The sequence below is a fragment of the Thalassolituus sp. UBA675 genome, from assembly GCF_002297765.1.
In the GTDB taxonomy this organism is placed as follows: Bacteria; Pseudomonadota; Gammaproteobacteria; order Pseudomonadales; family Oceanobacteraceae; genus Thalassolituus.
Window position 1 is genome coordinate 1 of record NZ_DBNJ01000013.1, and the last position, 24,828, is coordinate 24,828.

At 53.1% G+C, this 24,828-nt stretch carries 28 protein-coding genes; 7 read left to right on the top strand and 21 right to left on the bottom strand.

Features of this window, described 5'->3' with window-relative positions:
• Positions 1-123 precede the first annotated feature (123 nt).
• Positions 124-543: a type IV pilin protein gene (locus B3007_RS06510; RefSeq protein WP_297530490.1), complete on the top strand. Its 420-nt coding sequence runs from the start codon at positions 124-126 to the stop codon at positions 541-543.
• 68 nt (positions 544-611) lie between these two features.
• Here B3007_RS06510 and ispH read toward each other — a convergent pair whose 3' ends face one another.
• The 12 genes from ispH to rplU all read right to left on the bottom strand — a co-directional run bounded on the left by ispH (position 612) and on the right by rplU (position 12,620).
• The gene (gene ispH, locus B3007_RS06515) at positions 612-1,556 is read right to left on the bottom strand and encodes a 4-hydroxy-3-methylbut-2-enyl diphosphate reductase (protein ID WP_301378229.1); all 945 of its coding nucleotides are present in this window, start codon (positions 1,554-1,556) and stop codon (positions 612-614) included.
• Positions 1,546-1,989 (bottom strand): FKBP-type peptidyl-prolyl cis-trans isomerase, encoded by a 444-nt coding sequence (gene fkpB / locus B3007_RS06520; RefSeq protein WP_273088183.1) that lies wholly within the window; start codon positions 1,987-1,989, stop codon positions 1,546-1,548. The genes ispH and fkpB overlap by 11 nt, the downstream gene beginning before the upstream one ends.
• Positions 1,990-2,045: 56 nt before the next feature.
• Entirely contained in the window at positions 2,046-2,561 is a 516-nt protein-coding gene (lspA, locus tag B3007_RS06525; RefSeq protein WP_068444473.1) for a signal peptidase II, read from the bottom strand.
• The gene (ileS, locus tag B3007_RS06530; RefSeq protein WP_301378228.1) at positions 2,561-5,458 is read right to left on the bottom strand and encodes an isoleucine--tRNA ligase; all 2,898 of its coding nucleotides are present in this window, start codon (positions 5,456-5,458) and stop codon (positions 2,561-2,563) included. Before ileS ends, lspA begins: the two co-directional genes overlap by 1 nt.
• A gap of 47 nt (positions 5,459-5,505) precedes the next feature.
• Positions 5,506-6,477: a bifunctional riboflavin kinase/FAD synthetase gene (gene ribF, locus B3007_RS06535; protein WP_068444468.1), complete on the bottom strand. Its 972-nt coding sequence runs from the start codon at positions 6,475-6,477 to the stop codon at positions 5,506-5,508.
• 52 nt (positions 6,478-6,529) lie between these two features.
• On the bottom strand, positions 6,530-8,098 hold the full coding sequence (murJ, locus tag B3007_RS06540; RefSeq protein WP_297533116.1) for a murein biosynthesis integral membrane protein MurJ: 1,569 nt from the start codon (positions 8,096-8,098) through the stop codon (positions 6,530-6,532).
• Between the two features lie 81 nt (positions 8,099-8,179).
• A complete protein-coding gene (gene rpsT / locus B3007_RS06545; protein ID WP_068442674.1) occupies positions 8,180-8,446 on the bottom strand; it encodes a 30S ribosomal protein S20 in 267 nt (88 codons plus the stop codon).
• Between the two features lie 155 nt (positions 8,447-8,601).
• Entirely contained in the window at positions 8,602-9,441 is an 840-nt protein-coding gene (gene kdsA, locus B3007_RS06550; RefSeq protein ID WP_068444465.1) for a 3-deoxy-8-phosphooctulonate synthase, read from the bottom strand.
• Between the two features lie 50 nt (positions 9,442-9,491).
• Positions 9,492-10,631, bottom strand: a complete 1,140-nt coding sequence (proB, locus tag B3007_RS06555) for a glutamate 5-kinase (protein WP_068444462.1) — start codon at positions 10,629-10,631, stop codon at positions 9,492-9,494.
• Positions 10,632-10,683: 52 nt separating this feature from the next.
• Positions 10,684-11,883, bottom strand: a complete 1,200-nt coding sequence (gene cgtA, locus B3007_RS06560) for an Obg family GTPase CgtA (RefSeq protein ID WP_301378227.1) — start codon at positions 11,881-11,883, stop codon at positions 10,684-10,686.
• Positions 11,884-11,968: 85 nt separating this feature from the next.
• Positions 11,969-12,229 carry a 50S ribosomal protein L27 gene (rpmA, locus tag B3007_RS06565; RefSeq protein WP_068444456.1) on the bottom strand — a complete coding sequence of 87 codons (261 nt, stop codon included), beginning with the start codon at positions 12,227-12,229 and terminating at the stop codon, positions 11,969-11,971.
• A 79-nt stretch (positions 12,230-12,308) separates the two neighbouring features.
• Complete coding sequence (gene rplU, locus B3007_RS06570) at positions 12,309-12,620, bottom strand: 50S ribosomal protein L21 (protein ID WP_301378226.1); 312 nt, start codon at positions 12,618-12,620, stop codon at positions 12,309-12,311.
• Positions 12,621-12,908: 288 nt separating this feature from the next.
• Here rplU and B3007_RS06575 point away from each other — a divergent pair, with 288 nt between their 5' ends.
• The 3 genes from B3007_RS06575 to trxC are packed head-to-tail and all read left to right on the top strand — an operon-like array spanning position 12,909 to position 16,132.
• Positions 12,909-13,877, top strand: coding sequence for a polyprenyl synthetase family protein (locus tag B3007_RS06575; RefSeq protein WP_301378225.1), 969 nt, complete (start codon positions 12,909-12,911; stop codon positions 13,875-13,877).
• A 16-nt stretch (positions 13,878-13,893) separates the two neighbouring features.
• A complete protein-coding gene (gene dsbD / locus B3007_RS06580; RefSeq protein WP_301378224.1) occupies positions 13,894-15,651 on the top strand; it encodes a protein-disulfide reductase DsbD in 1,758 nt (585 codons plus the stop codon).
• A 46-nt stretch (positions 15,652-15,697) separates the two neighbouring features.
• The gene (gene trxC, locus B3007_RS06585) at positions 15,698-16,132 is read left to right on the top strand and encodes a thioredoxin TrxC (RefSeq protein WP_297533120.1); all 435 of its coding nucleotides are present in this window, start codon (positions 15,698-15,700) and stop codon (positions 16,130-16,132) included.
• Between the two features lie 23 nt (positions 16,133-16,155).
• On the opposite strand, the gene B3007_RS06590 is transcribed toward trxC, so the two are convergent.
• Positions 16,156-16,869, bottom strand: a complete 714-nt coding sequence (locus B3007_RS06590; RefSeq protein ID WP_301378223.1) for a hypothetical protein — start codon at positions 16,867-16,869, stop codon at positions 16,156-16,158.
• A gap of 211 nt (positions 16,870-17,080) precedes the next feature.
• Between B3007_RS06590 and B3007_RS06595 the strand changes: the two genes are divergently transcribed.
• Positions 17,081-17,320 carry a YdcH family protein gene (locus tag B3007_RS06595; RefSeq protein ID WP_297533122.1) on the top strand — a complete coding sequence of 80 codons (240 nt, stop codon included), beginning with the start codon at positions 17,081-17,083 and terminating at the stop codon, positions 17,318-17,320.
• Between the two features lie 49 nt (positions 17,321-17,369).
• Here B3007_RS06595 and lipA read toward each other — a convergent pair whose 3' ends face one another.
• From lipA to B3007_RS06620, 5 genes are all read right to left on the bottom strand, one after another.
• A complete protein-coding gene (lipA, locus tag B3007_RS06600; RefSeq protein WP_068444438.1) occupies positions 17,370-18,341 on the bottom strand; it encodes a lipoyl synthase in 972 nt (323 codons plus the stop codon).
• 3 nt (positions 18,342-18,344) lie between these two features.
• Positions 18,345-18,983 (bottom strand): lipoyl(octanoyl) transferase LipB, encoded by a 639-nt coding sequence (gene lipB, locus B3007_RS06605; RefSeq protein WP_068436311.1) that lies wholly within the window; start codon positions 18,981-18,983, stop codon positions 18,345-18,347.
• Positions 18,983-19,255 (bottom strand): HP0495 family protein, encoded by a 273-nt coding sequence (locus tag B3007_RS06610; RefSeq protein WP_068444435.1) that lies wholly within the window; start codon positions 19,253-19,255, stop codon positions 18,983-18,985. The genes lipB and B3007_RS06610 overlap by 1 nt, the downstream gene beginning before the upstream one ends.
• A gap of 125 nt (positions 19,256-19,380) precedes the next feature.
• Positions 19,381-20,535, bottom strand: coding sequence for a D-alanyl-D-alanine carboxypeptidase family protein (locus B3007_RS06615; protein WP_068444432.1), 1,155 nt, complete (start codon positions 20,533-20,535; stop codon positions 19,381-19,383).
• Between the two features lie 147 nt (positions 20,536-20,682).
• On the bottom strand, positions 20,683-21,798 hold the full coding sequence (locus tag B3007_RS06620) for a hypothetical protein (RefSeq protein WP_301378222.1): 1,116 nt from the start codon (positions 21,796-21,798) through the stop codon (positions 20,683-20,685).
• Between the two features lie 103 nt (positions 21,799-21,901).
• Between B3007_RS06620 and B3007_RS06625 the strand changes: the two genes are divergently transcribed.
• Complete coding sequence (locus tag B3007_RS06625; protein ID WP_068444427.1) at positions 21,902-22,177, top strand: hypothetical protein; 276 nt, start codon at positions 21,902-21,904, stop codon at positions 22,175-22,177.
• A gap of 49 nt (positions 22,178-22,226) precedes the next feature.
• Here the strand turns inward: B3007_RS06625 and B3007_RS06630 are convergent, their stop codons facing one another.
• A complete protein-coding gene (locus tag B3007_RS06630; protein ID WP_076513178.1) occupies positions 22,227-22,691 on the bottom strand; it encodes a YchJ family protein in 465 nt (154 codons plus the stop codon).
• Positions 22,688-23,710, bottom strand: coding sequence for a DUF3549 family protein (locus B3007_RS06635; protein ID WP_084188445.1), 1,023 nt, complete (start codon positions 23,708-23,710; stop codon positions 22,688-22,690). Before B3007_RS06635 ends, B3007_RS06630 begins: the two co-directional genes overlap by 4 nt.
• Before the next feature lie 87 nt (positions 23,711-23,797).
• On the opposite strand from B3007_RS06635, the gene B3007_RS06640 reads away from it, so the two are divergent.
• Positions 23,798-24,058 carry a DUF1761 domain-containing protein gene (locus B3007_RS06640; RefSeq protein WP_068443880.1) on the top strand — a complete coding sequence of 87 codons (261 nt, stop codon included), beginning with the start codon at positions 23,798-23,800 and terminating at the stop codon, positions 24,056-24,058.
• Here B3007_RS06640 and B3007_RS06645 read toward each other — a convergent pair whose 3' ends face one another.
• Entirely contained in the window at positions 24,059-24,649 is a 591-nt protein-coding gene (locus tag B3007_RS06645; protein ID WP_301378221.1) for a DedA family protein, read from the bottom strand.
• Positions 24,650-24,828: the final 179 nt, after the last annotated feature.

Genomic DNA, 24,828 nt, shown 5'->3' on the forward strand with positions numbered 1-24,828 from the left:
CGGCGGCGGCGGCGGCGGCGGCCCATGTGGCCCTCCACTATCGTTACTTTTTGGCGTAACTACTGAGAGCGACGTCCTTGAACGATGTAAACTCTTTAATACCAACTATTGGGAGGAACAACAATGACATACCACCGTGGTTTCACGTTGCTTGAGCTTCTTGTTGTACTAGCAATTGTTGGTATTCTCGCGGCTGTCGCATACCCCTCCTACCAAGATAGCGTAAGGCAAGCGAACCGCTCCGATGCTATTGCGGAGCTGCAAGGCATACTTGCAGCCCAGGAGCGATATTTCCTCGCAAACCGCGAATACGCAACAGCATTGTCCAGCCTTGGCTTTGCGACAGATACTCATGCTATTGATGTCTACAACATCACAGCAGGGGATTGTGATGCGCCCAATAATGACGCAACTCTATGCGTTGAAATAACTGCTGCTGCATCAACAGACAGTCAAAAGAAGGATGGCGATATTGTGATGAACAGTATTGGCCGTTCTGAACTCGTTGAAGCAGGAACGGACACCGTTAAAAAGCAGCTGTGACCTTTCAGCTGAACAAATAAAAAACCCCAGCATTAGCCGGGGTTTTTTATTACCAGAGAAATATCGACTTACACTTCGGTCATCCGTAACTCTTTTGGTAACGAGAAAACCACGTTTTCTTCTCTGCCCTGCAATTCCTCAGGCTCCTCACCACCGAGTGATACCAGTTTAGCAACGACTTCTTTAACCAGAACATCCGGAGCAGAAGCACCTGCAGTAATACCAACGGCTTTAACGCCCTGGAGCCATTCAGCCTGAATTTCGGAAGCATCGTCGATCAGAAAAGCTTTTGCCCCCATACGCTCACCAAGCTCACGGAGACGGTTAGAGTTACTGCTGTTTGGCGAACCAACTACCAGCATCAGGTCACAATCAGACGCGAGGATTTTAACGGCGTCCTGGCGGTTCTGTGTGGCGTAACAAATGTCGTCTTTTCGAGGCCCGGTAATCTCAGGAAACTTCGCACGCAGTGCATCAATAACCCGGGCAGTATCATCCATCGATAATGTTGTCTGAGTTACGTATGACAGAGCAGAAGGATCTTTGACCTCAAGAGCATCAACGTCCTCTTCATCTTCAACAAGATAGATATTTCCGCCCTTGCTGAAGTCGTACTGACCCATGGTACCTTCGACTTCAGGGTGCCCTTTATGGCCGATAAGGATGCACTCTCGGCCGAGAGCGCTGTAGCGGGTCACCTCAAGGTGAACCTTAGTCACCAACGGGCAGGTCGCATCAAATACTTTAAGACCGCGGTCGGCTGCATTTTTACGCACAGCCTGAGAGACGCCATGAGCTGAAAAAATAACGATATTATCGTCTGGCACTTCATCTAGCTCGTCGACGAAGATAGCACCTCGATCACGCAGGTCATTCACTACAAACTTATTGTGGACGACTTCGTGACGAACATAGATAGGCGGTTCAAACAGTTCCAGTGCGCGATTAACGATATCGATCGCCCGATCAACACCAGCGCAGAAACCGCGTGGATTAGCGAGCTTAATCTGCATCCTTCACCTCGAGAATCTGAACTTCAAAATGGAGCTCTTTTCCTGCCAGCGGATGATTGAAATCAACGGCAACGTAGTCACCTTCAATAGAGCTGATTACGCCAGGAAGCTCAGCCCCCTGAGCATCTGCGAATGACACCATCAAACCTGGCGCCACCGGCATATCCACCGGAAAATCGGAGCGTTTCATATCCTGAAGATTCTGCGGGTTTGGTTGCCCGAATGCTTTTTCGGGCGGCACGGTAAAAGTCTTGTGATCACCCGTGGTTAAACCGATCAGACATTCTTCAAAGCCTTCGGGTAAGTTTCCATCGCCGACCGAGAATTCAGCCGCGTCATTTTCGAAGGTGGAGTCCACTTCCTGCCCATCTGCCAGACGCAAGGCAAAATGCAGTTTTACCCGACTTCCGTCAGCAATAATTCCGAGAGACATATTCACACCTTTTAATGGGCCACACACTATGAAGGTGCAGCGTTAGTACGCAGATGTCAGGCTTTCGCCCGCTCTTCTTTAATTTCCCGAACCACATCAAGCGCCATCATAATCGCGCCTAATGTAATCGCGGAGTCAGCAATATTGAACGCTGGGAAATAACTGTTGTTCCAGTGCACCGAAATGAAATCGACGACGTGCCCATACAATACCCGGTCAATCAGATTGCCCACGGCACCGCCGAGTATCAGCGTCAGCGCAATAGGCAACCAGATACTTCCTCGCGGAAGTCTGGCCAGCCACACGAGCAACATAACTGAGACGCCCGCAGAGATAATCGTAAAGAACCAGCGCTGCCACCCCGCCTGATCCGCCAGGAAGCTAAAAGCCGCACCAGGGTTGTAGAGCAAGGTAAAGTCCAGAACAGGCAGGATGTACACCGGCTGGGCGTAGGTCAGCATGTTCTCCGCAGCCACTTTGGTCACCTGATCCAGCACCACGGCCAGCACGGCTAACCACAACCAGATCAGCGGCGAGCGTCCGCTGTCCGCTACAGCACTTGAATCATTCATCAGGCGTAATGACGGACTTCACCGTCACCCTCAACGTTCTCGACACAACGGCCGCACAAGGTTGGGTGACGCTCGTCGCTACCCACCGTCTCACTGTGATGCCAGCAACGTTCACACTTCTCGGCATCGGATGCCATAACAGCAACGCGAAGACCATCAAGGTCAGTCGCTTCACCACCCTCTTCGCTCAGAGGTTTTACAACGGCACCCGAGGTAATCAGTACAAAGCGTAATTCATCACCTAAGCGATCCAGTTTGGCTTTCAACTCGTCAGCAGCGAACAATACGACTTCAGCACTCAAAGAAGCACCAATGCGTTTTTCACCCCGTGCTTTTTCCAGCGCGCCATTGACCGCTTCTTTGGCTTCCATGACGGAGCGCCAGTAAGCATCATTAAACTCGGACGCGGCAATCTGCGGAAAGTCTGTATACCACTCTGAAAGCTGAGCAGACTCTTCGCGCTCACCGCTCACTGGCGCAGGTAATGCGCTCCAGATTTCTTCAGCGGTGAAAGACAGCACAGGCGCGATCCAGCGAGCCATCGCCTCAGCGACATGATAAAGCGCAGTCTGCGCGCTACGACGTGGCAGGCTATCGGCTTTACAGGTGTATTGGCGGTCTTTAATCACATCAAGATAGAAAGCACCCAGCTCAGATACACAGAAATTCATCAGTGTCTTCGTCAGCGCCTTCAGGTCATAGTTGTGGTACAGCGCGATGACTTTTTCCTGCAGGCGCTCTGTGTAGCTGACCATCCAGGCATCGAGTGGCAGCAGTTGCTCCGCTGGCACCATATCGGTCGCTGGCATAAAGCCATTGATGTTCGCCAACAGGAAGCGGCAGGTATTACGTACGCGGCGGTATGAGTCAGCGTTACGTTTCAGAATTTCATCAGAAACCGTCATCTCACCTGAATAGTCAGTATCGGCTACCCACCAGCGAAGGATGTCGCCGCCCAGTTGATTAATAACCTTCTGAGGTTCTACCGTGTTGCCGATCGACTTGGACATCTTGCGGCCCTGACCATCAACGGTGAAGCCGTGAGTCAGTGCTGTTTTGTAGGGTGCTTTGCCATAGGCTGCGACGCTGGTCAGCAGTGATGACTGGAACCAACCACGGTGCTGGTCAGAACCTTCCAGATACAGGTCGGCGGGCATTTCCAGCTCGTCACGCGCCATGCAGACGGCCGTGTGAGTCACCCCAGAATCGAACCAGACATCCAGTGTATCGACGACTTTATCGTACTGAGTCGCTTCATCACCCAGTAACTCTGCCGGATCAAGATCAAACCAGGCATCAATGCCTGCACCTTCAACGCGCTCTGCAACCTGAGCAATTAATTCAGACGTACGCGGATGCAGTTCGGCGGTTTCTTTGTGAACGAAAAGTGCGATCGGCACCCCCCAGGTGCGCTGACGAGAAATACACCAGTCAGGGCGATCGTTCATCATGCCTTCGATGCGCGCCTTACCCCAGGACGGACGCCACTCGACGGTGTTCTCAACTTCATTCATCGCCTGATCCAGCAGGCCTGCCTGATTCATGCTGATAAACCACTGCGGCGTCGCACGGAAAATAATCGGCGTTTTATGGCGCCAGCAATGCGGATAGCTGTGCGTGATGTTGGCTTTTTTCACCAGAGCACCGCGCTCATTCAGAATGCCCAGTACACGGAAGTTACCTTTATCCGCTGTACTTAATCCCGTCAGCTCAAGCGCTTCCAGGGCAGGGTTGGCAATAAAGTTACCCTGAGAATCAACCAGCATTTCGTCGGATTTAACGCCGTAAACGTTCGAGACAACGTAGTCATCCACACCGTGCATGGGCGCGGTATGAACAGCCCCGGTACCCGAATCGGCCGTGACGTGTTCGCCGGTGATCACAGGCACGAATTTATCGCCGCCTTCTTTACCCGGCATAAACGGATGCTTGACCTTAAACGGCGCTTCATTCTGGTCTGGCGTCTGACCAAAAGCTTTACCTTTTGCAGTGCCCAGAACTTCATAACCATCTGCATCCAGCCCATAACGCTGAGCCGCGTCATCTACGAGGTCTGTAGCCAGCAGAAGAACTTCGTCCGCTTCTTTCAGCAGTACCAGTGAGTATTCCAGTTCAGGGTGAACAGATACCGCTTCGTTAGCAGGCAACGTCCATGGCGTCGTGGTCCAGATCACGATACTGACTGGCTTATCGACGTCGACGTTAAATACACCAGCAATTGCCTGGGTATCCGGGAAGGTGAACTTCACGTCAATCGCGACGGATTTCTTGTCCTGATATTCAACCTCTGCTTCCGCAAGCGCAGAGCCACAGTCAGAACACCAGTTAACCGGCTTGAAGCCTTTGTGCAGGTGTCCGGCATCAATGATCTTGCCAAGGGTGCGGATGATGTCGGCTTCAAATTTGAAGTCCATGGTCAGGTACGGGTTTTCCCAGTCACCCAGAACCATCAGGCGTTTGAAATCGTTGCGCTGACCATCCACCTGCTCAGCCGCGTATTCACGACAATGCTGGCGGAACTCGCTGGCGCTGACCTTCTCACCGACTTTGCCAACCTTAGCTTCAACCTTCAGTTCGATCGGCAGACCATGGCAGTCCCAGCCCGGAATATACGGCGCATCTTTACCGCTCAGCGTCTGGGACTTGATGATGACGTCTTTCAGAATCTTGTTAACTGCGTGACCGATGTGAATATTGCCGTTCGCGTACGGAGGGCCATCATGCAGAATAAATTTATCCCGTCCTGCGCGTGCTTCACGGATTTTGCGGTACAGACCAATTTCTTCCCAGCGCGCCAGCATTTCAGGCTCACGCTTTGCCAGATTTCCACGCATTGGAAATTCTGTATCCGGCAGGTTCAATGTCGGTTTGTATTGGCTTTCCACTTTATCGTTCATAAATTCACTGATTGCGTCAGGGGCCTGCTGCGTTAATGCGCGGCCTGTTATCGGTCAAATCGGAAAGAATCCGGTCGCGAAGCAAAATATGCCCGCGCCGCTTTCTTATCAGAGTCTATTGCAGACTTGAGCGCATCAAGTCCGTCGAATTTCATTTCATCACGAATCTTTTGCATAAAAGAGACGGTCAGGTGTTTACCGTACAGGTTTCCACTGAAACCAAACACGTGGACTTCCAATGATGGCTCAGGTTCACCACTGATCGTCGGCTTAACACCCAGATTAGCCACGCCGATGTATTCCTCGCGGCTTTCCTGCTCAATCAGGTGCACTGCGTACACACCGGTCATCGGCAGTCGGCTACGTTTAATCAGCACATTAGCTGTCGGTGTATCCAGCGTCCGCCCCAGTTGGCGACCATAGGCTACACGGCCTGACATCTGATATGGACGCCCCAACAGCTCCGCAGCCATCGGTAAATTGTCACGGGCCAACTCTTTGCGAACGCGGGTGCTGCTTACCCGATCACCCGCAATTTCATGCGTTGGGGTATCGTCAACACTGAACCCTGACACCTTACCAGCGGTCTCCAGTGCGGCATAATCACCACTGCGATCGCAACCGAACCGGAAGTCATCGCCGACAATCAGGTGCTTCACCTGAATGCCGTCGATCAGAATACTCTGGATAAACTGAGCAGCAGACATACTTCGCAGTGATTCGTTGAATGGCAGGCACAGAAGATAGTCAATGCCAGCGTCGCGTAGATCCTGAAACTTATCGCGAAACCCTGCCAGACGCGGTGGCGCCAGATCAGGCGCAAAGAACTCTTTAGGCTGAGGCTCAAACATCATCACCAGAGTAGGCTTACCGTCCTCTGCTGATACCTTTTGCAGTGATTCCAGGATGCGGCGATGGCCAAGATGAAGGCCATCAAAATTCCCGATGGTCGCGACGCAACCATCGAAATCGACGGGCAAACTGGCATTCAGATTGTGCAGGCCACGAATCAGGCGCATCACAGGTACCGCTGCAAAATTAAAAGCACGGATTATAGCGGTTTAACACTGATCAGAACAGCTCGCCGCGGAGATGACGCAGACGCAACCCTGCCGCTGTCATTACGGCGAAATACACCACCACACCGGCCCCAACCAGCACAGACAGCCAACTTATTCGTTGCATCGTTTCCCAGGTTAACCAGTCTCCCGGAGCCCCCATCAACCATACAGACACGGCGGCCAGAGCCGAGTTAGCCAGCAAAAGGATCAGCATGAACTTCAACCAACCAGACTGAGGCTGATATACCCCACTTTTACGCAGTCCGCGGTAAAGCATGAAGACGTTGTAATAAGCTGCCAGAGAGGTCGCTAAAGCGAGACCGGCGTGCTGCAGTGGGTACACAAGTGCCAGATTCAACACCATATTCACGACCATAGCCTGAATACCAATTTTCACTGGTGTTTTCGTATCCTGACGGGCGTAATAGCCCGGCGCCAGAACCTTAATCATCATAAAGGCGAGCAGCCCAACGGCGTAGGCCTGCAAACTCAGAGTCATCTTACCGACGTCGTAAGCCGTGACTTCACCGTAGTAGAAGATCGTCGCCATCAGAGGCGTTGCGAGAAGCACCAGAGCCAGAGCAGCAGGCGTCGCTATCATAAACACCATACGAACTGCCCAGTCGATGGTGCGAGAGAACGCCTCTTTGTCTGCAGCCGCGTGCTTACCCGACAGCGCAGGTAAAATCACCACACCAATAGCAATCGCGAATACCCCCAAGGGCAGGTTATTCAAGCGATCTGAGTAGTACAGCCAACTGACGCTGCCGTCCTCAAGAAACGAGGCCAGCAGAGTATCCAACAGGAGATTGATCTGACTGACGGACACACCAAACAGCGCCGGTACCATCAGCTTACCAATGCGCCGCACACCTTCATCTTTCGGCTTTACGGAAGGTAAAACCAACAGGCGCATACGCGCAATAAAAGGCAGCTGGAACATAAACTGGAACAAGCCAGCAAAGAATACCCCCCATGCCAGTGCGTACTGAGGCTCTTCAAAGTAATCCGTAAAGCCTAATGTCGCGGCAATCAGCGTGATATTAAGAATAACCGGTGTAATCGCAGGCACGGCGAAGCGGCCATACGTATTCAGCACACTGCTGGCAAACGCCGTCAGTGAAATAAACAGCAAGTACGGAAAGGTAATGCGCAACAAGTCACCCGTCAGCGCAAACTTCTCTGGGTCACTGCGAAAACCCGGCGAAAATACCCAGGGCAGGTAATCAGCACCCAGCATCGCCAGACAAGTCACGGCCAACAGGGCCAGCCCCAACATCCCGGATACACGGGCCACCAACAGGCGGACTTCGTCAAATGCCCTCTGAGTACGATACTCGCTAAGCACAGGCACAAACGCCACGGAAAACGCGCCTTCGGCAAATAATCTTCGGAAGAAATTGGGAATCTTAAATGCCACAAAAAACGCATCGACCCGCGCACCAAAATAATTCGCCACAATAATATCGCGCGCCAGCCCCAGAACCCGACTCAGCAGGGTCATAACACTGACAATGGATGATGAGCGGAGCAGACTGCTGCTTTTAGCCTCGGGGCCGGATTCAGGCGTAGCGGACATAAGCGTTTCCGTGCGGATATGCGGTATTTATACACAAAAAAACCCGCCGTTGGCGGGTTTTTCTTCGATCTGAAAAAGCGATTAGCCTTTCAGAGCGACAACCTTAGAGTTCAGACGGCTCTTGATGCGGGCAGCAGCGTTCTTGTGCATGATGCCTTTAGTCACAGACTTGTCGATGTAAGGTTTGCTTTGAGTAAACGCAGCCTGAGCCTGCTCGTAGTCAGCAGTTTCGATGGCGGCATTAACTTTCTTAACATAAGTGCGCACCATAGAACGCAGTGCCATAGTACGGGCACGACGTTTGATAGCCTGACGGGCGCGTTTACGAGAACCAGCGGAATTTGCCACAGTCGGCTCCTCAAATTCGGTTATTAACTTTAGTCGGGAATCTACGCGCTTGTGTGTAGGTACCCAGAGAGGGCCGGAATTATCCGGATATAAGCGGGGGCTGTCAACAGCTACAGCCCCTTTACCTTAAGCTCAATGCGAGCCAGAGATCAGAATCAGTCGATAACCACAGGTTCGAAAGATTTCACCAGATCATCAACCGCCTTCATCTGTGCCAGATACGGCTCCAGCTTATCCAGCGGCAGCGCGCACGGGCCGTCACACTTGGCTTCTGCAGGATTCGGGTGCGCTTCGATAAAGAGACCAGCAATGCCCAGCGCCATACCAGAACGCGCCAGCTCAAACGCCTGCTGGCGACGGCCATCGGCGGAATCAGCACGACCACCCGGGCGCTGCAGTGCATGTGTCGCATCAAAGATCACTGGCGCCTGCTTTTTCATTTCGTCCATGCCCAGCATATCAACCACCAGGTTGTTGTAACCAAAGCTTGAACCCCGTTCACACAGCATGACCTTGTCGTTACCGGCTTCGGCAAACTTCTTGATGATGTGACGCATCTCGTGTGGTGCCAGGAACTGAGGTTTCTTCACATTGATCGCCGCACCGGTTTCAGCCATCGCAACCACCAGATCGGTCTGACGTGCCAGAAACGCTGGCAATTGGATAACATCAACCACTTCAGCAACAGGCGCCGCCTGATACGGTTCGTGAACGTCAGTAATCACAGGAACATTGAAGGTCTTTTTGATTTCTTCAAAAATCTTCAGGCCTTCTTCCATGCCCGGACCACGGTAAGAATTGATCGAAGAACGGTTCGCTTTATCGAACGATGCCTTGAATACGTACGGGATGCCCAGCTTTCCGGTCACCTCGACGTAGGTTTCACAGATTTTCATCGCCAGATCGCGACTTTCCAGCACGTTCATACCACCGAAAAGCGTAAACGGCTTGTCGTTGTTCACGTCCAGACCGGCTACGTTAACCGTCTCAATCATGTCTTTTATCTCCTGAAGTAAAATCCTGTTGAGTGCTCACACATTCTGGTTCAGAGAATAACCAGATTATCCCGGTGAATCATCTCGGGCTCTGTTACCGTTCCCAGCGCTTGTTCAAGTCCGGACGTCGGTGTTTTTAAAATCTTCTGCGCTTCGCTGATGCTGTAATTCACCAGCCCCTTGGCGACCAACTGCCCACGCTCATCACGGCATTCAACCACCTCACCGCGCTCAAAGCGACCTGTGGCTTTGCTGACACCAATTGGCAACAGACTGCGCCCGCCAGTGCGGAGCGCCTTCACTGCACCATCATCCAGCGTGAGTATACCGTGGGTCTTAAGATGGCCTGCGATCCATTGCTTTCGCGCAGCCACTGGCGCCTGCCCGGCTTTCAGCAGAGTGCCCACCAGTTCGCCCTGATGCAGGCGGGAAATAACATTATCTATGCGACCACCAACGATCAGGGTATCCGCTCCAGAGCGCGAAGCCAGCGTTGCTGCACGCACTTTGGTGACCATACCGCCACGCCCAAGCGCACCGCCGCCACCGGCCATCGCGGCGTATTGTGGATCAGAAGCCATGCCTTCGAAGATCAGCGTTGCGTCGGGGTTTGAGCGCGGGTCCGCCGTGTACAGACCATCCTGATCCGTGAGAATAACCAGCAGGTCTGCTTCCACCAGATTGGCCGCTAACGCACCCAACGTGTCGTTATCACCAAAGCAGATTTCATCAGTTACCACAGTGTCATTTTCATTGATGATGGGAACAACCCCCATATCAAGGAGAGTACGCAGCGTGGTGCGAGCATTGAGGTAGCGCTTACGGTCGCTCAGATCATCATGCGTCAGTAACACCTGCGCAGTATGCCGACCGTGTTTTGAGAAAGAGGTTTCGTAGGCCTGTACCAGACCCATCTGACCGACGGCGGCCGCTGCCTGCAGTTTATGCACTTCATCCGGGCGGGTCTTCCAGCCAAGGCGGGTCATACCTTCAGCAACTGAGCCTGAAGAGACCAGCACCACTTCATGACCGGCATTGAGCAGACCAGCAATCTGATCTACCCAGCTTTGCATACCCTCACGATTCAGGCCTTTGCCGTCATTCGTCAACAACGCACTGCCGATTTTAATCACCCAGCGTTTTGCGTCTTTCAGATTGTTACGCGAAGCCTGCCACTGCTCTGTTGTCATGCGTTACTGTCCGGCACGGATTAGTCTTTTTTCGGGTTATTCGTTTGTCGAATTATTCGTTCGTGTAGACGACTTCCACATCGTAGTCGTCATCATCATCGTCCTGCTTAGCAGCTTTACGCTCTGCCCGCTCCTGACGACGACGCTCATGCAGCGCTTCGAGATGCTCGCGCGCCTCTTCTTCGACCTGCTCGCGCTCGGCCAGAATAGCCTCAGCAAACTCTTCGTCTTCGGCTGCTCGTTCGCGACGCTCTTCCATATACTCCATGATGTCGCACACCAGCTTATGAGTACCGTCACGGTTGATCGCAGAAATACGATACACCGGACCATCCCATTCAAGCTTCTCAATAATTTCCTGGCAACGAGCCTCGCGCTCTTCTTCAGGCAGCAGATCAAGTTTGTTCAGCACCAGCCAGCGATCACGCAGCGCCAGTCCGGGCGAGAAGTTCTCAAGCTCACGACTGATGGCCTCTACGCGCTCTGCAGGGTCTGAATCATCAAATGGCGCCATATCAACAATATGCAGCAGCAGCTGAGTACGCACCAGATGCTTGAGAAAGCGTGTGCCAAGGCCAGCACCGTCCGCCGCACCTTCTATCAACCCTGGAATATCGGCAATCACAAAACTGCGGTATTCTTCGATGGAAACAACACCGAGATTCGGAACCAGAGTCGTGAACGGATAATCCGCCACTTTCGGCGTCGCTGCAGATACCGAGCGGATAAAGGTCGATTTACCCGCATTCGGCAAGCCCAACAGACCGACATCTGCCAGCACCTTCAGCTCAAGCTTGAGGTTACGTGATTCGCCCGGCTGCCCCGGTTTTGACTGGCGCGGCGCCTGATTCGTCGATGACTTGTAGCGCGTGTTACCCAATCCGTGGAAACCACCCTGAGCCACCAGCAGCTGGTCACCATGCGCGGTAAGATCACCCAGTACTTCGTTGGTGTCATCATCAATCGCTGTCGTACCTACGGGTACTTTCAAGACGATGTGATCACCCTTGGCACCAGTACAGTTACGACCCGCACCCGGACGACCATTTTCGGCCTTAAAGCGACGGGTGTAGCGATAATCCACCAGAGTATTGGTGTTCTCGTCGGCTTCAAGGTATACAGAACCGCCATCACCGCCGTCGCCGCCGTCCGGGCCGCCCTTAGGGATGAATTTCTCACGACGGAAACTGACGCAGCCATTGCCGCCTTTGCCAGCTTCTACAGCGATACGGACTTCATCAACGAACTTCATGGTAATAACGCTCTGGTTTGGGATGTACAAATAAAAACGCCCCAACTGCTATGCAGTCAGGGCGCATCAGCATATTCCGGTGCAATTAAGCCGCTGGAACGATGCTTACGGTCTTACGGTTGTTCTTACCTTTGACCTCAAACTTCACTGCGCCTTCAGCGGTAGCGAAGAGAGTGTGGTCACGACCGATCTTAACGTTTTCACCAGCGTGGAAACGGGTGCCTCGCTGACGAACGATGATCGCGCCAGCTTTAGCAGTCTGACCGCCAAACAGTTTTACGCCAAGGCGTTTACTTTCGGAATCGCGACCGTTCTTGGTAGAACCACCAGCTTTTTTGTGAGCCATTGCTTTACTCCTAGCTGCGAGGTCACTGCAACACTGCGGATGCGGCGGTGTTAACCGCGCGGACCTCTGAAATTAGTGTTTAGCCAGCGATGCTGGTGATTTTCAGTTCAGTGAACCACTGACGGTGGCCCATCTGCTTCATGTGGTGCTTACGACGCTTGAACTTCATGATCTTCACTTTCTTGTGACGACCGTGATTAACAATTTCAGCTGTTACTTTAGCGCCTTCAACCACTGGAGCACCGATTTTAACATCGTCGCCGTTACCAATCAGCAGAACTTTTTCCAGTTCAACGTTTTCGCCAGTTGCAACTTCCAGTTTCTCAACTTTCAGAGTCTGACCTTCTTCAACACGGTATTGCTTACCGCCAGTGACTACTACAGCGTACATAACTGTAATTCTCCGCTAGCACTTAGTGTGCATGACTTTTCAGTGCGTGGCCTTTGTCGCCGTTACTGACGCCATAGCGCCAGCCTTTCGCACTGCCTTTCCCTCTCGCTACTTAAGCCTGCTTCTATTGGCAGCACTCTGGCGTCCATATGGCAGGGAGCGTAATTTCGGGGCGCGAGACTATACCGCACTCCCGTTTTGGCCGCAAGTATGGAACAGGCCTTTTTCTTGACAGGGCGGGTCGGCCTCCCTAGCATTCGTTGCATTATAAAGCAGGCACCCGAATCCATGCATATCAAAGACGTACTTGCCACGGTTAACGACGAGTTTCAGGCCGTCGACAAGCTGATCCACGAGCAGCTCGAGAGCCGAGTTCCTCTGGTTGAAAAAATCGCCGAATACATCGTCAGCAGTGGCGGTAAACGTATCCGCCCTCTTCTTGTCCTACTGACAGCGAAAGCATTCGATCGTGCCGATGCTGACGCAGTGAAACTCGCCACTGTGATTGAGTTCCTGCATACCGCGACATTGCTTCATGATGACGTCGTTGACACGTCTGATATGCGCCGTGGAAACCCAACTGCCAATGCCCGCTGGGGCAACGCTCCCAGCGTTCTGGTCGGTGACTTTCTATACAGCCGCGCTTTCGAAATGATGGTCGAGCTACGCTCTATGCCCGTCATGGAGATACTTTCTAACGCCACCTGCGTCATTGCAGAAGGCGAAGTTATGCAGCTCACCAACGTCAAAAACCCCGACACTACCGAAGCTCAGTACATGGAAGTCATCCACGGCAAAACCGCCATGTTGTTCGAAGCTTCTACCCATTCAGCGGCGGCACTGCTCGAATTAAGTGACGCGGATCGCACTGCCCTTAAAGAGTACGGTAAAGAACTAGGTATGGCTTTTCAGCTGGTTGATGATGTGCTCGACTACGAAGGTGATGCTGAAGAGATGGGTAAGAACGTCGGTGACGATCTCGCCGAGGGGAAAGCCACTCTGCCTCTGATTCATGCCATGGCACATGCGAATGAAGACGACCGACAGCTTATCCGCAACGCTATCCGTAAGGGCGGACTGGATGACATGAACGAAGTCCTGCGTGTTGTGAAAAGCTGTGGATCTCTCGACTATACGCGCCAGCAGGCTAATGCATGTCGCGACCGTGCTCAGAAGCACCTGGAAAACTTACCAGCATCAGTCGCACGCGATGCTCTCGCAGCACTGGCAGCCATCGCAGTAGAACGAACCACCTGACGGAGTAACAGATCACATGATGCGCGCAGGACTTTGGCTCTTGTTGTTTATTACCAGCATCCCGGCGCATTCCGGTCTGCTGGACGGCCTTGGCGGTTCGGATGATTTCCTGCCTGTCGAACAGGCTTTTCCGCTAGAAACATATACAGAGCCCGGCCAGATTACTGCACACTGGCAGAATGCCGACGGCTACTACCTTTATGAACACCGTATTTATCTGACTCAGGGGGCTGTCAGACTTGATCCTGCCACCTGGTCTAAAGACGGCAAAGAAAAATACGATGAAGCCTTTGGTGACATCGTCGCCTATTACGGTCAACTGGAAGTCTCTTTTGACACCGCCAGCCTGACACCCGGAACCGCGACTCTCCATTATCAGGGCTGCGCCGATGCGGGCTTGTGTTACCCACCTCAGACCAGTGAAGTCGTCATTACTGAACCCGTCGCCAACCCAATCACTGATGCAGCCAGCACCGGCGATAGTGCGATTTCCAGCAGCCAGTCATCCGCCAGCAGCGACGACTCTTTCTTTTCTGGCCGCTCGCTACCCACGGTCATTGGTATCTTCTTTCTGCTCGGTCTGGGCCTGACATTCACCCCCTGTGTATTGCCTATGGTTCCCATCCTTACCAGTGTTGTACTGGGTGGAGCCAAGACCAGCGCAGGCCGGGGCTTCTGGCTTTCATTTCTGTACGTCACCGGCATGGCCATTACGTACGCAGCAGCGGGCCTGACCGTTGGTCTGCTGGGTGCCGGAGCCAACGTACAGGCCATGATGCAGAGCCCTCCCGTGTTAATCGGTTTCGCGATTTTCTTTATCGTGCTCTCGCTTTCTATGTTTGGCGTATATGAGCTGCAACTACCCTCGGGCATACGTAATCGCCTGAATGCTGCCAGCCAGAAACAGAGCGGTGGTCAGGCTGGCAGCGTCTTTGTTATTGGCGTTCTGTCGGCGCTGGTAGTCTCGCCCTGCGTGTCTGCGCCATTAGCCGGTGCACTCGCCTATCTGAGTACCACAGGTGACGCCACAAGCGGAGCGCTTGCCCTGTTGGCGCTCGGCTTCGGCATGGGAACGCCATTGATTGTCCTGGGCACTACCGGAGCCAGCGTTTTACCAAAAGCCGGAATGTGGATGGAGCGTATTAAGTATCTGTTCGGCATCATGCTGATTGGTGTGGCGATCTGGTTGGTCAGCCGATTATTACCCGGATATATCGTACTGGGCTTATGGGGTGCGCTCGCCGTCGGCGCAGGTGTTTCCGCTGGCGCACTGAATACTGCCAATGAAGGACCACAGCGCCTGATAAAGCCGGTGGCAGTGGGTGTTTTTGCTTACGGCATCATCGCGCTTGCAGGGGCTGTCAGCGGCCGTTCAGATCCTCTGAATCCACTCGGTCACGCTGAAGACGTTCATGTCAGCCCGTTTTACCAGACAGAGTCAGTTGCAGAAGTAAAAGGTCTGATCGCCGGTGCAAATACACCCGTCATGGTCGAACTGTACGCAGACTGGTGCATTTCATGCAAAATTATGGACAAAGAAATCTTCGCGACTGACGAAGCGCAACAACGTCTGAGCCATGTACAGTGGATACAGCTGGATGTCACCGACAACACTGACGAGCATCAGAGCTTTATGAAAGCTCAGGCAGTCTTTGGCCCGCCTACTGTGCTGTTTTTCGAGCCCGGTGCTGACAACGCCAGCGGACGTATTATCGGTGAACGCGAGAAAGATGACTTCCTGCAGGAAGCACTCAATATTTCACCGGCCCCTTGAAATACATAACTGTCGCCTCATATAGAAAAAACAACAGGAGACAGTTATGCATATTACTTGCCCGGACTGCGGAGCCATCAACCGCATCCCAGACGAAAAACAGAATCAGCCCGGACAGTGCGGCAAATGTAAAAGTCCGCTATTCACGGGCTCAGTCACAGACCTGAGTGACGCGAACTTCCAACGCTTTATTACAAAGAATGATTTGCCCGTTGTCGTCGACTTCTGGGCAAGTTGGTGCGGCCCTTGCCAGATGATGGCACCGATATTCAAAGATGTTGCCGCGGCTATGCCTTATCAGGCCCGCTTCGCCAAGGTGAATACGGAACACGCCCAACAGACCGCTGGCCAGTTTTCGATACGCAGCATTCCCACACTGATGGTGTTCAAAAACGGTAAGGTGATCGACCAGATGGCAGGCGCCCTACCTGCTCAGCAGTTGAAGCAATGGATACATCAGGCTCTGGTTAAAGCCAGCTGATTCTGTGGCTGACGCGGTGAGTATCAGGCTGATTGCTCACCGCCACTGACAACAAACTCAATCGCCTGCATGACCGGCTCGAGATCTTCCTGCCAATCCATAGCCTCGTTGTACAGACCCTCGAGGCTCTTCAGAAAATCCATCACCAGACTCAACATGCGCTCTTCCTGCTCTTCATGCAGACCGAGAGTCAGGAGCTCCTCGCGCAGCTCAAGCTTAACGTCGTCCCGCTCATTCGCTGCACGAATCTTCATTTCATCCTGACGCTTCTGAACATCCAGCAGCGTGTGTTTAACATCAGACACAACATCAAGAAGACGATCTTTCTGACGCAGACGCTCTTCCATATTCAGGCTGCTCACGCGAGCGTCGGTAGCGCTAAGCACCACGGCCAGATGGTCTTTAATGCGCCCAAACCGCGCTTCGTCTTCATAGGGTACGTTTTTTATAAGAAGTGCCGTGCGCGGATAATTCACCAACATCCGGCGGCCGAACTCCATGATACGACCACCACCGTGACCGGACTGCATCAGATCTTGTTCAAGTGGAGAAGCCGCTCCAGAATGCGAGTAATAATGAGGCCACTCATCGCCTTCGAGCCAGCACGAAAAAACGGCATTCAGACCAAAACGCGAGAGAAGATTCAGCAGTGCCTGTGCCAATTCATCCAGCTTCTGACACATCGAGATCTGCTCCATGTAGCGCACAATTTCGCCCTGTTCCGCAGCGTGCGTCATGGCTTCAAAAGCGGCCTGCTTGGCATTTTCTTCCTCGTGGCTGAATAAACTACTTACTAATTGAGTTACCTATAAATAATGACCACAACCTGAAATTAGTCCAGACACAATGTATGGAATAGTACATCTGAGGAACTCATCTACCTGACACAGGTCAATGCCGTTACGTGCAACAGGGGTAATCTGAGATTATCCCAACAGGAGGAAACTTATGAACGTCGAACATCATGATTTACACCACGACTTCCCAGACATGGCTGACCAGATCCACGAGCTGAAAATGAAGGACCGGCATTTCGCCCGCCTCTTCGATGAGTACCACGAGCTGGACAAAGAAGTACGTAAGATTGAAGAAGACACCACACCCGCTTCGGATGACACCCTCGACGCTTTACGACTGAAGCGTGTACACCTGAAAGATGACTTGTACTCGATGCTGAAACAGGCCTGAATATAAGCGGAGCCTGTCGTGCCCCGCTTATAACGTGCCGGTCAGTTATTCAGCTGACGGGCACGCCGCTGACATCGATGCCTTCGGCCTGCTGATCAGCGTGATAGGAAGAGCGCACAAGCGGCCCGCTGGTCACACGAATAAAGCCCATCTCTTTTGCGATATCACCTAATTCTTTGAACTCTTCCGGTGTAACGAAGCGCTTCACTGGTGAGTGATCGCGACTTGGCTGAAGGTATTGGCCAAGGGTGATGTGATCGATGTTGTGCGCGCGCATGTCACGCATCACATCAACCACTTCTTCATTCGTCTCACCCAATCCAAGCATCAGACCTGACTTGGTGATGATCTCAGGATTACGGGCTTTGTATTCCTTCAGCAACGTCAGAGACCACTCATAGTTGGAACCCGGACGACACTCCTTGTACAAACGCGGTACCGTCTCAAGATTGTGGTTAAACACGTCAGGTTGAGTTTCCGTCAGGATATCGAGTGCGACCTCCATGCGACCACGGAAATCAGGCACCAGAACCTCCAACTGAATACCCGGACTATGCTCACGGGTCAGGCGAATGCAGTCGGCAAAATGCTGGGCGCCACCATCACGCAGATCATCACGGTCGACCGAGGTGATCACCACATACTTCAGGCCCATATCAGCAATCGCGGTCGCCAGGTTGACTGGCTCTTCGGTATCCAGAGGATTAGGACGGCCGTGGCCAACGTCACAGAACGGGCAGCGACGTGTACAGATGTCGCCCATGATCATAAAGGTTGCGGTACCGCCGCCGAAACACTCTCCCAGATTAGGACAACTGGCTTCCTCGCAAACGGTATGCAGCTTATGCTTACGCAGTTTCTGCTTAATCTCATTGATCTTCGGAGTCGCTGGAATGCGCACGCGGATCCAGTCTGGTTTACGCGGTATTTCTTCGGTCGGAATGACTTTAATCGGGATGCGGGCGACTTTATCTGCACCTCGCAGTTTTTCGCCCTGCACTACTTTGCGTCGTTCTGACATCAATTACTCCGGAGTCGTTTCATCAGTACCTGAACCGTCATTGGCTAGCAGGCGCTGTAAATGATAGTCGAGACGGTCGGTCACTGCGTCGAAACTCACCGCGCTGTCAGTTTCGGCAGTCATCTGCGTCATCTCCATCCCCGCATACCCACAGGGGTTAATCCGGCGGAAGGGTTCAAGATCCATGTCTATATTCAACGCCAGCCCATGAAATGAGCGCCCATGGCGTATTCTTAAGCCCAGCGAGGCAATTTTCCGTTCGCCCGTGTAAACACCTGGCGCGTCGCTGCGCGGCGAGGCTTCGATATTCCACTCGGCCAGAGTATCAACGATGGCCTGTTCAATAGCACTGACTAACTGTCGAGGCCCCCAACCGCGGCGGGCGATGTCGATCATCAGATACACCACCAGCTGACCAGGACCATGGTAAGTTACCTGACCACCACGATCGGTCTGCACGACCGGGATATCACCGGGAAACAGAACGTGCTCAGCTTTACCGGCCTGCCCCTGAGTAAACACAGGAGGATGCTGAAGGTACCAGAGCTCATCTGGAGTTTCGTCATTGCGTCCTTCGGTGAAGGCCGTCATGTCATCATAGACCGTCTGATAATCTGCCAACCCCAGCATGCGGGTCTGCATCAGATCACCATGCGTACGTTAGCGTGGGCCATCAGGTCTTTGTGGATATTAACCAACTGATCTTTACCCGTCGCGGTGATATAGAGGGTCACGGAACGGAAACGTCCATTCGAACTCTCCTGAATGCGGATTCGCTCCATGTCACAGTCTTCCGCATGAACACGGACAATTTCGACGATCACCTCTTCGTAGTTTTCCATCGCCTCGCCGACCACTTTGATCGGATAGTTCTCACAGGGAAACTCAATTTTAGGGGCTTCAGGTTGGCTCACGGCGGTATCTCAGAAGATAAACAGAACAATGGTTACATTTATGGATGCTGCCGCCTGAATTTTCAAGCGGCAGACATGAAAAGTGTGCTGCCAGTACGGTCAGCGGCAGCTTAGTGGCACCAGCTTCAGGCGAAGAGGCGCACGAAGAAAAGTTTGATGGATCCGATCAGACGTCCAAAGAAGCCCGACTCTTCAATATCCGTCGCTGCAACAAGATCATGCTTGCCCAGTTCTTCCTCACCCATCTTCAGCGTCAGCGTGCCAACACCCTGCCCGGCCGACAGCGGAGCTTCTGGATAATCAGGGCTAACGACTTCTGCGACTAACTCATCCCGCGAGCCACGCGGCAGGGTCATGTAAATGTCTTCAGCAACCACCAGGTCGATGGTGTCCTGCTTCGCCAGCCAGACTTTCTCAGTCGCCAGCACATCGCCCTTGCTATAGAGCTTGTGCGTTTCAAAATAGCGGAAACCGTAGCCCAGAAGTTTCTGAGTCTCACGTGCACGCGCTTCTTCGCTGCGTGTCCCCATCACAACGGCAATAAGGCGAGTGTCATCACGCTTAGCTGATGCCGCGAGACAGTATCCAGCTTCTTCCGTATGGCCGGTTTTCAGGCCATCCACGCTCGGATCACGCCACAGCAGTTTATTGCGGTTTGGCTGGCGGATGTCGTTGTATTCGAAATACTTTTCAGCGTAAAGACTGTAATAAGTCGGGTGGTCTTTAATAATGTGCTTCGCCAACAAAGCAAGATCACGTGCCGTTGTCAGGTGGCCTTCAGCGGGCCAGCCTGTCGCATTCTCGAAGTTGGTGTCGAACATACCAAACTCCTGCGCGTACTGGTTCATCCACCCTGCAAACGCACTCTCAGACCCGGCGAAATACTCAGCGACTGCGATGGACGCGTCGTTACCTGACTGCACAATAATACCGCGCAGCAAGTCGATCATTTTCACTTCAGTGCCTTCACGGACCCACATCTTAGAGCCGCCTTTTTTCCAGGCGGTCACACTGATCGGCACCATGGTGTCTTCGGTCACATTGCCTTCAACAATTTCGTGAACAGCAATGTAGCTGGTCATCATCTTGGTCATACTCGCAGGCGGCAAACGCTCACCCGAGTTGTGCTCAACCAGAACTTCGCCGCTATCTGCATCCATCAGGATATAGGCTGTAGCGTCCAGGACAGGAGGTTTAGGGATAATGACAGCAGCAAGAGTCAGAGAAGAAAAGGAAAAGGAAAAGAGTAACGCAGAAATAAACAGACGGAATAAGTACATGGTTCGCTATCAGTATTGGCTGAATTAAAACAATAATGGCCCGGATTGTATCACGGCTGACGCGCTTGTCAGCGCTATCCGCTCATACGACCCGAGCCACAGGTATTGGTTCCACCCGAGGGAACCACGACCGGCATTTCCGACGGCTTACTGACCGACCTGCTTAAGCAGAGAAGAATCGCGCGGTGGGTGCAGCGCCACGATCGCAGACTCTCCAACGGCAACTGGCTGATAGCTGTGGCGCAGGCGGTATCCACGGTCAATGCGACGTGCGCAGAGAGTCAGGCGTACAGCCAACCAACGATAATCCGACTTACTGGCCGAATGAACAACCACCGAAGCGTCTTCGTCCACCATCTTCTGGCAGATATCGCCCATTTTTTCGGCAATAGCACGGTCTTTAGACTGGAGTGCCTGAGGTGGCACCGTATATTCAGCAATAGCGTCGCTCTCTTCTTTCGCCTGGGCCCAGAGTCGCGTGGACTGAGCCGTCGGTGTCTTCGCAGCGGCCTTCGGCGCCGCCAGACGTGGCTTAGGCGCAGGTGCCGGAGCAACAGGGTCCAAAGCAATATCATCGAGATCGATCGGTGAATTCAATACTGGCGACGAACTTGAGGCCTTCTGCTTGGCCGCGGCTACAGCGGCAATCTGGCGCTGACGCTCCTGTTCTGCGCGACGCTGACGTTCCTGCTCTGCTCTACGCGCCTTTTCGGCGGCTTCGCGACGTCGTTTTTCTGCGGCTTCGGCAGCGGCTATCTTGCGTTGCTTCTCAGCTTCAATACGTAAACGTTCTTTTTCTTTCTCAGCTGCCGCAGCCAGCTCACGCTGACGGGCCTGTTCTTCGGCGTCGGCTTTTTCTTTCGCGGCGACGGCGCGGGTATCGACGCCAGAGCTTGCCTTAGCCTGATCCAGAGCACGCTGCTCATCTTCAAGGCCCGGCGTCAAAGCGGCTACTTTCCAGACGTTATCCAGATACCCCTGAGCTTTGCTCAACTGGCCCTTCTCACGCGCCTGCGCAGACAAGGCCACGTACGCCTCACCCCAGTCATAAGCGAGCGGCACCACGCGATAATCGAAAGGCGCTTCACTGCGGAACTGAGTTATTTTTTCCAGCGCATTGTTGCCTTCCGGTGACGAAAGACGTTTCGCTGATATGTCGTTTTTGATCTGCTGCAGCAGCTGATCCAATTGCTCAGGCGTTGCAGACCAGGCATTCGACACCGCGAGAAATGCGGACAAAACAAGCAAAGAAATCTTTTTCATGAAACACTTATTATCGTTGTGGTGAACCAGCAGTGAGGGGTAAGATGCAGACTTCTTATAACTTCTGTCAAGTTTCCTTTCTGCGTTTAGAGAGATTGCGCACATGCTGACGCGTTACGGCTCCCTGTTATTCGCCCTTCCTGCGATTACCCTGATTGTTGCCTTCGGCTTTGAATTAATGTCAGCCGGTCAATGTACCGATGCCGGGCTGCACTATGACTATACCAGTGGTGCCTGTTCAGAAGAAGCAGTTCCCCAGCTAAGCTACTACCAGCGCAACACCGTCTTTATTAACGTGATGTTATTGCTTTCTATGGCCGGTGCATTAGCCATGACCTGGGGCATGCTACTCAAAGGCATGCAGCCCTCAGATAAATAAGCAGCCCTCAAATCTTCAGAAAAGGCTGCTGTCAAAAATCAGAAGCGACTCAGCCGCAGCACTTTTTCCACTTTTTCCCCGAGCCGCACAGGCAGGGGTCATTCCGGCCGACATCGGGCGAGCGAAAATCGGTTTCTCCGGCAAGGTAATACCATCGCCCACCCAGCCGTTCAAAACGCGACTTTTCTTCAAGCAGAAGCCACTCACCATCTTCGTTAAAGGTGGCAATAAAATGAACCGTGCCTGTGTCTCCGTCGCTGCCTTCCTCCAGAATATCGAGCCCTGTCCACCGGGTATCGGCGGCGAACTCCAGGGTTTGCGGGCGATAGTCCTTATGCCAGGTAGCTAACAGATAATCGGCATTTTCCAGAGCGAAGGCCGAGTAGCGAGAGCGCATCAGTGCCGTAGGCGTCGGTGCGACTTCACCCTCATGGTACAAACCACAACAAACTCTGTAGTCTTTACCACTGTTGCAGGGGCACAAGGTTCCCGGTTGGGCCTCATTCAGACTCATTGCACACCACTGCGGGCTGCGCTCATCAGCACACCAATAGCAGCTCCCAGCTCATCGCTGCGCTGCGGATTACGGAAGGCTTCTAAAATCTGTTTACGCTTGCCCGGTAAAGTCATCAGATCGGCCACCAGAGCAAGGAATACATCCTGTCCTGCCTGAGCAAGTTTCTCGAGATACAGGCTAAGCGTGTCTCCTTCGAGGTCATTCCAGCAGCGACTTCCGACAGCACTGAGAATCTCGACTTCACTCGCCAATGGATGCTGCAACACCAGCTGCAAAACCTCCCGACGGTGGTTAACGCTGACACTCTGCGACATCGCGCGGCAATAGAGCGCGAGTGCGGTGGCGTCGGGCTGGCCTTTCATAGCCTCAGCCAGCGAGTCTGTCAGGGCAATGGTCAGATTCACATCAGGTTCGGCATTCTCAAGAAAGCCCAACAGAACATTGCGCGGAACACTCGCACCAGCGTTATCCATTTCGGGCAACGCCTTCTGCAACAGCTCGCTGTTATTACTTTCATCCAGCCTGGCGACAACTTCAGCAATCCCTTGCAGCCCCAACTGCTGCCAGTTCTGCCAGCCAGTATCGCCGCTGAAATAAGCGCGTGCCGTCGCGTAGTACTGCGTCTCTGGCTGCTTCAGGGTTTTCAGAGCAATAGAGTGGAAGTACGACATACGGTTGCCATCGGGCTTAAACGCACAAGGCGCCTCACCGTGATCTTTATCCGGATGCTGTACGACACGGAGCCAGTGCTGCAGAAACTGATCACGCGGTCCCGGCTGCAGGATATTCTGCTCATCCAACGGCAATTTCAGAAACCAGATATTGTGTTGCCCCGGTTCATCCGGATTCCAGCTGAGAATACCGACCCAGGCATGACGTAGATAAGGTGTTGGATAAGGTCGCGCCAGATCCTCAATCGCTTCAAATTCGCTCAGACCGATTTTTGCTATTCGACGCCCAAGATCAAACACTCGCATACGAGCGCCTGTGCTGGCAACAAACTGAGTGATAGACACAACCTTCTCCTACTGTAATTCAGGTGCGCATGGTATCAGGTTTTCGTTATCATTGAGTCTCAATCAAGACCCCCTGAGGACCATAAGATGATGTTAATTGCAGCCATTATTGCCAGCTTCGTATTAGGGGCCGCGCTGACTGCATCCGTTCTGGGTAAGCGCTGGAAAAGCGCCGTCAATGAAGCAAAACAGGAACTGGAAGGTATGGCTGAGCGTTACAAAGCCCATGAGCAGGAGAACCGCGAACTACGCCAGAAGAACGCCGACCTCGAATACCAGATGGGTTCCCTTAAGAAAGACCTCGCGTATGAGCGCAGCCGCCATTCCGACGACTCTGCCAGTCATTGATCAGCGATGACGTTGATTAACCAGCACACTGACCACCAGTGCAATCAGGGTGGCCAAAGCGAGCAATGCCGCAATAACGGGTAGGTCAAACGTATCGCGGAATGCCTCACCCAGCCAGTACATGGTTGCCAGATACGCCATGCCCCAGGCGGGTGACGAGACAGCATTGGCAAACCAGAACTGACGCGATGACATACGCATCGCACCCGCCACCAGCGGTACCACTGGACGAATGGGCCCGATAAAGCGGCCTGTCATAATACTCCAGATTCCCCAGCGCTGAAAGAAAGCTTCACCGCGTGTCAGCCAGTGCGGGTGACGCTGAAAGAACCGCCAGCGGTGAACTGCAGGACCGGCGCGCTGACCCAGAAGAAAGCTAATGCCATCGCCAAGAAAAGCCCCAACAGTGCCACAGGCGACCCACAACCAGAGCGGAATATCACCCGCAGCCGCCGCCAGAGTAAGTGCCAGCAGAAGACCGACTCCTGGCACCAGCAGTCCTATCACGGCCAGTGATTCCGCAAGAGAAATACTGAAGACGGCGAACAGCAGCAGGCCAGTACCCCAGTCAGAAAAATTTATTTCGTCCAAAGGCCCTCCAGCCCGTAGTTTCCGGCCTGCGTACGGCTATAGCGCAGGCATTCGTCGATTTTGCAGGATTATTGACTGGTAAATCCATTGCGCCCCACGTAGGTATGCAGTTAACCTTCGTTTCACCAATACAAACAATAAGGAATGGCGTGCGATGGGCTCCGGCTCACGACACTCCC

Excerpts from the sequence above, each read along its gene's own strand:
- B3007_RS06510 (WP_297530490.1), top strand. The coding sequence starts at position 124 with ATGACATACCACCGTGGTTTCACGTTGCTTGAGCTTCTTGTTGTACTA.
- ispH (WP_301378229.1), bottom strand. The coding sequence starts at position 1,556 with ATGCAGATTAAGCTCGCTAATCCACGCGGTTTCTGCGCTGGTGTTGAT.
- fkpB (WP_273088183.1), bottom strand. The coding sequence starts at position 1,989 with ATGTCTCTCGGAATTATTGCTGACGGAAGTCGGGTAAAACTGCATTTT.
- lspA (WP_068444473.1), bottom strand. The coding sequence starts at position 2,561 with ATGAATGATTCAAGTGCTGTAGCGGACAGCGGACGCTCGCCGCTGATC.
- ileS (WP_301378228.1), bottom strand. The coding sequence starts at position 5,458 with ATGAACGATAAAGTGGAAAGCCAATACAAACCGACATTGAACCTGCCG.
- ribF (WP_068444468.1), bottom strand. The coding sequence starts at position 6,477 with ATGCGCCTGATTCGTGGCCTGCACAATCTGAATGCCAGTTTGCCCGTC.
- murJ (WP_297533116.1), bottom strand. The coding sequence starts at position 8,098 with ATGTCCGCTACGCCTGAATCCGGCCCCGAGGCTAAAAGCAGCAGTCTG.
- kdsA (WP_068444465.1), bottom strand. The coding sequence starts at position 9,441 with ATGATTGAGACGGTTAACGTAGCCGGTCTGGACGTGAACAACGACAAG.
- proB (WP_068444462.1), bottom strand. The coding sequence starts at position 10,631 with ATGACAACAGAGCAGTGGCAGGCTTCGCGTAACAATCTGAAAGACGCA.
- cgtA (WP_301378227.1), bottom strand. The coding sequence starts at position 11,883 with ATGAAGTTCGTTGATGAAGTCCGTATCGCTGTAGAAGCTGGCAAAGGC.
- rpmA (WP_068444456.1), bottom strand. The coding sequence starts at position 12,229 with ATGGCTCACAAAAAAGCTGGTGGTTCTACCAAGAACGGTCGCGATTCC.
- rplU (WP_301378226.1), bottom strand. The coding sequence starts at position 12,620 with ATGTACGCTGTAGTAGTCACTGGCGGTAAGCAATACCGTGTTGAAGAA.
- B3007_RS06575 (WP_301378225.1), top strand. The coding sequence starts at position 12,909 with ATGCATATCAAAGACGTACTTGCCACGGTTAACGACGAGTTTCAGGCC.
- dsbD (WP_301378224.1), top strand. The coding sequence starts at position 13,894 with ATGATGCGCGCAGGACTTTGGCTCTTGTTGTTTATTACCAGCATCCCG.
- trxC (WP_297533120.1), top strand. The coding sequence starts at position 15,698 with ATGCATATTACTTGCCCGGACTGCGGAGCCATCAACCGCATCCCAGAC.
- B3007_RS06590 (WP_301378223.1), bottom strand. The coding sequence starts at position 16,869 with ATGACGCACGCTGCGGAACAGGGCGAAATTGTGCGCTACATGGAGCAG.
- B3007_RS06595 (WP_297533122.1), top strand. The coding sequence starts at position 17,081 with ATGAACGTCGAACATCATGATTTACACCACGACTTCCCAGACATGGCT.
- lipA (WP_068444438.1), bottom strand. The coding sequence starts at position 18,341 with ATGTCAGAACGACGCAAAGTAGTGCAGGGCGAAAAACTGCGAGGTGCA.
- lipB (WP_068436311.1), bottom strand. The coding sequence starts at position 18,983 with ATGCAGACCCGCATGCTGGGGTTGGCAGATTATCAGACGGTCTATGAT.
- B3007_RS06615 (WP_068444432.1), bottom strand. The coding sequence starts at position 20,535 with ATGTACTTATTCCGTCTGTTTATTTCTGCGTTACTCTTTTCCTTTTCC.
- B3007_RS06620 (WP_301378222.1), bottom strand. The coding sequence starts at position 21,798 with ATGAAAAAGATTTCTTTGCTTGTTTTGTCCGCATTTCTCGCGGTGTCG.
- B3007_RS06625 (WP_068444427.1), top strand. The coding sequence starts at position 21,902 with ATGCTGACGCGTTACGGCTCCCTGTTATTCGCCCTTCCTGCGATTACC.
- B3007_RS06630 (WP_076513178.1), bottom strand. The coding sequence starts at position 22,691 with ATGAGTCTGAATGAGGCCCAACCGGGAACCTTGTGCCCCTGCAACAGT.
- B3007_RS06640 (WP_068443880.1), top strand. The coding sequence starts at position 23,798 with ATGATGTTAATTGCAGCCATTATTGCCAGCTTCGTATTAGGGGCCGCG.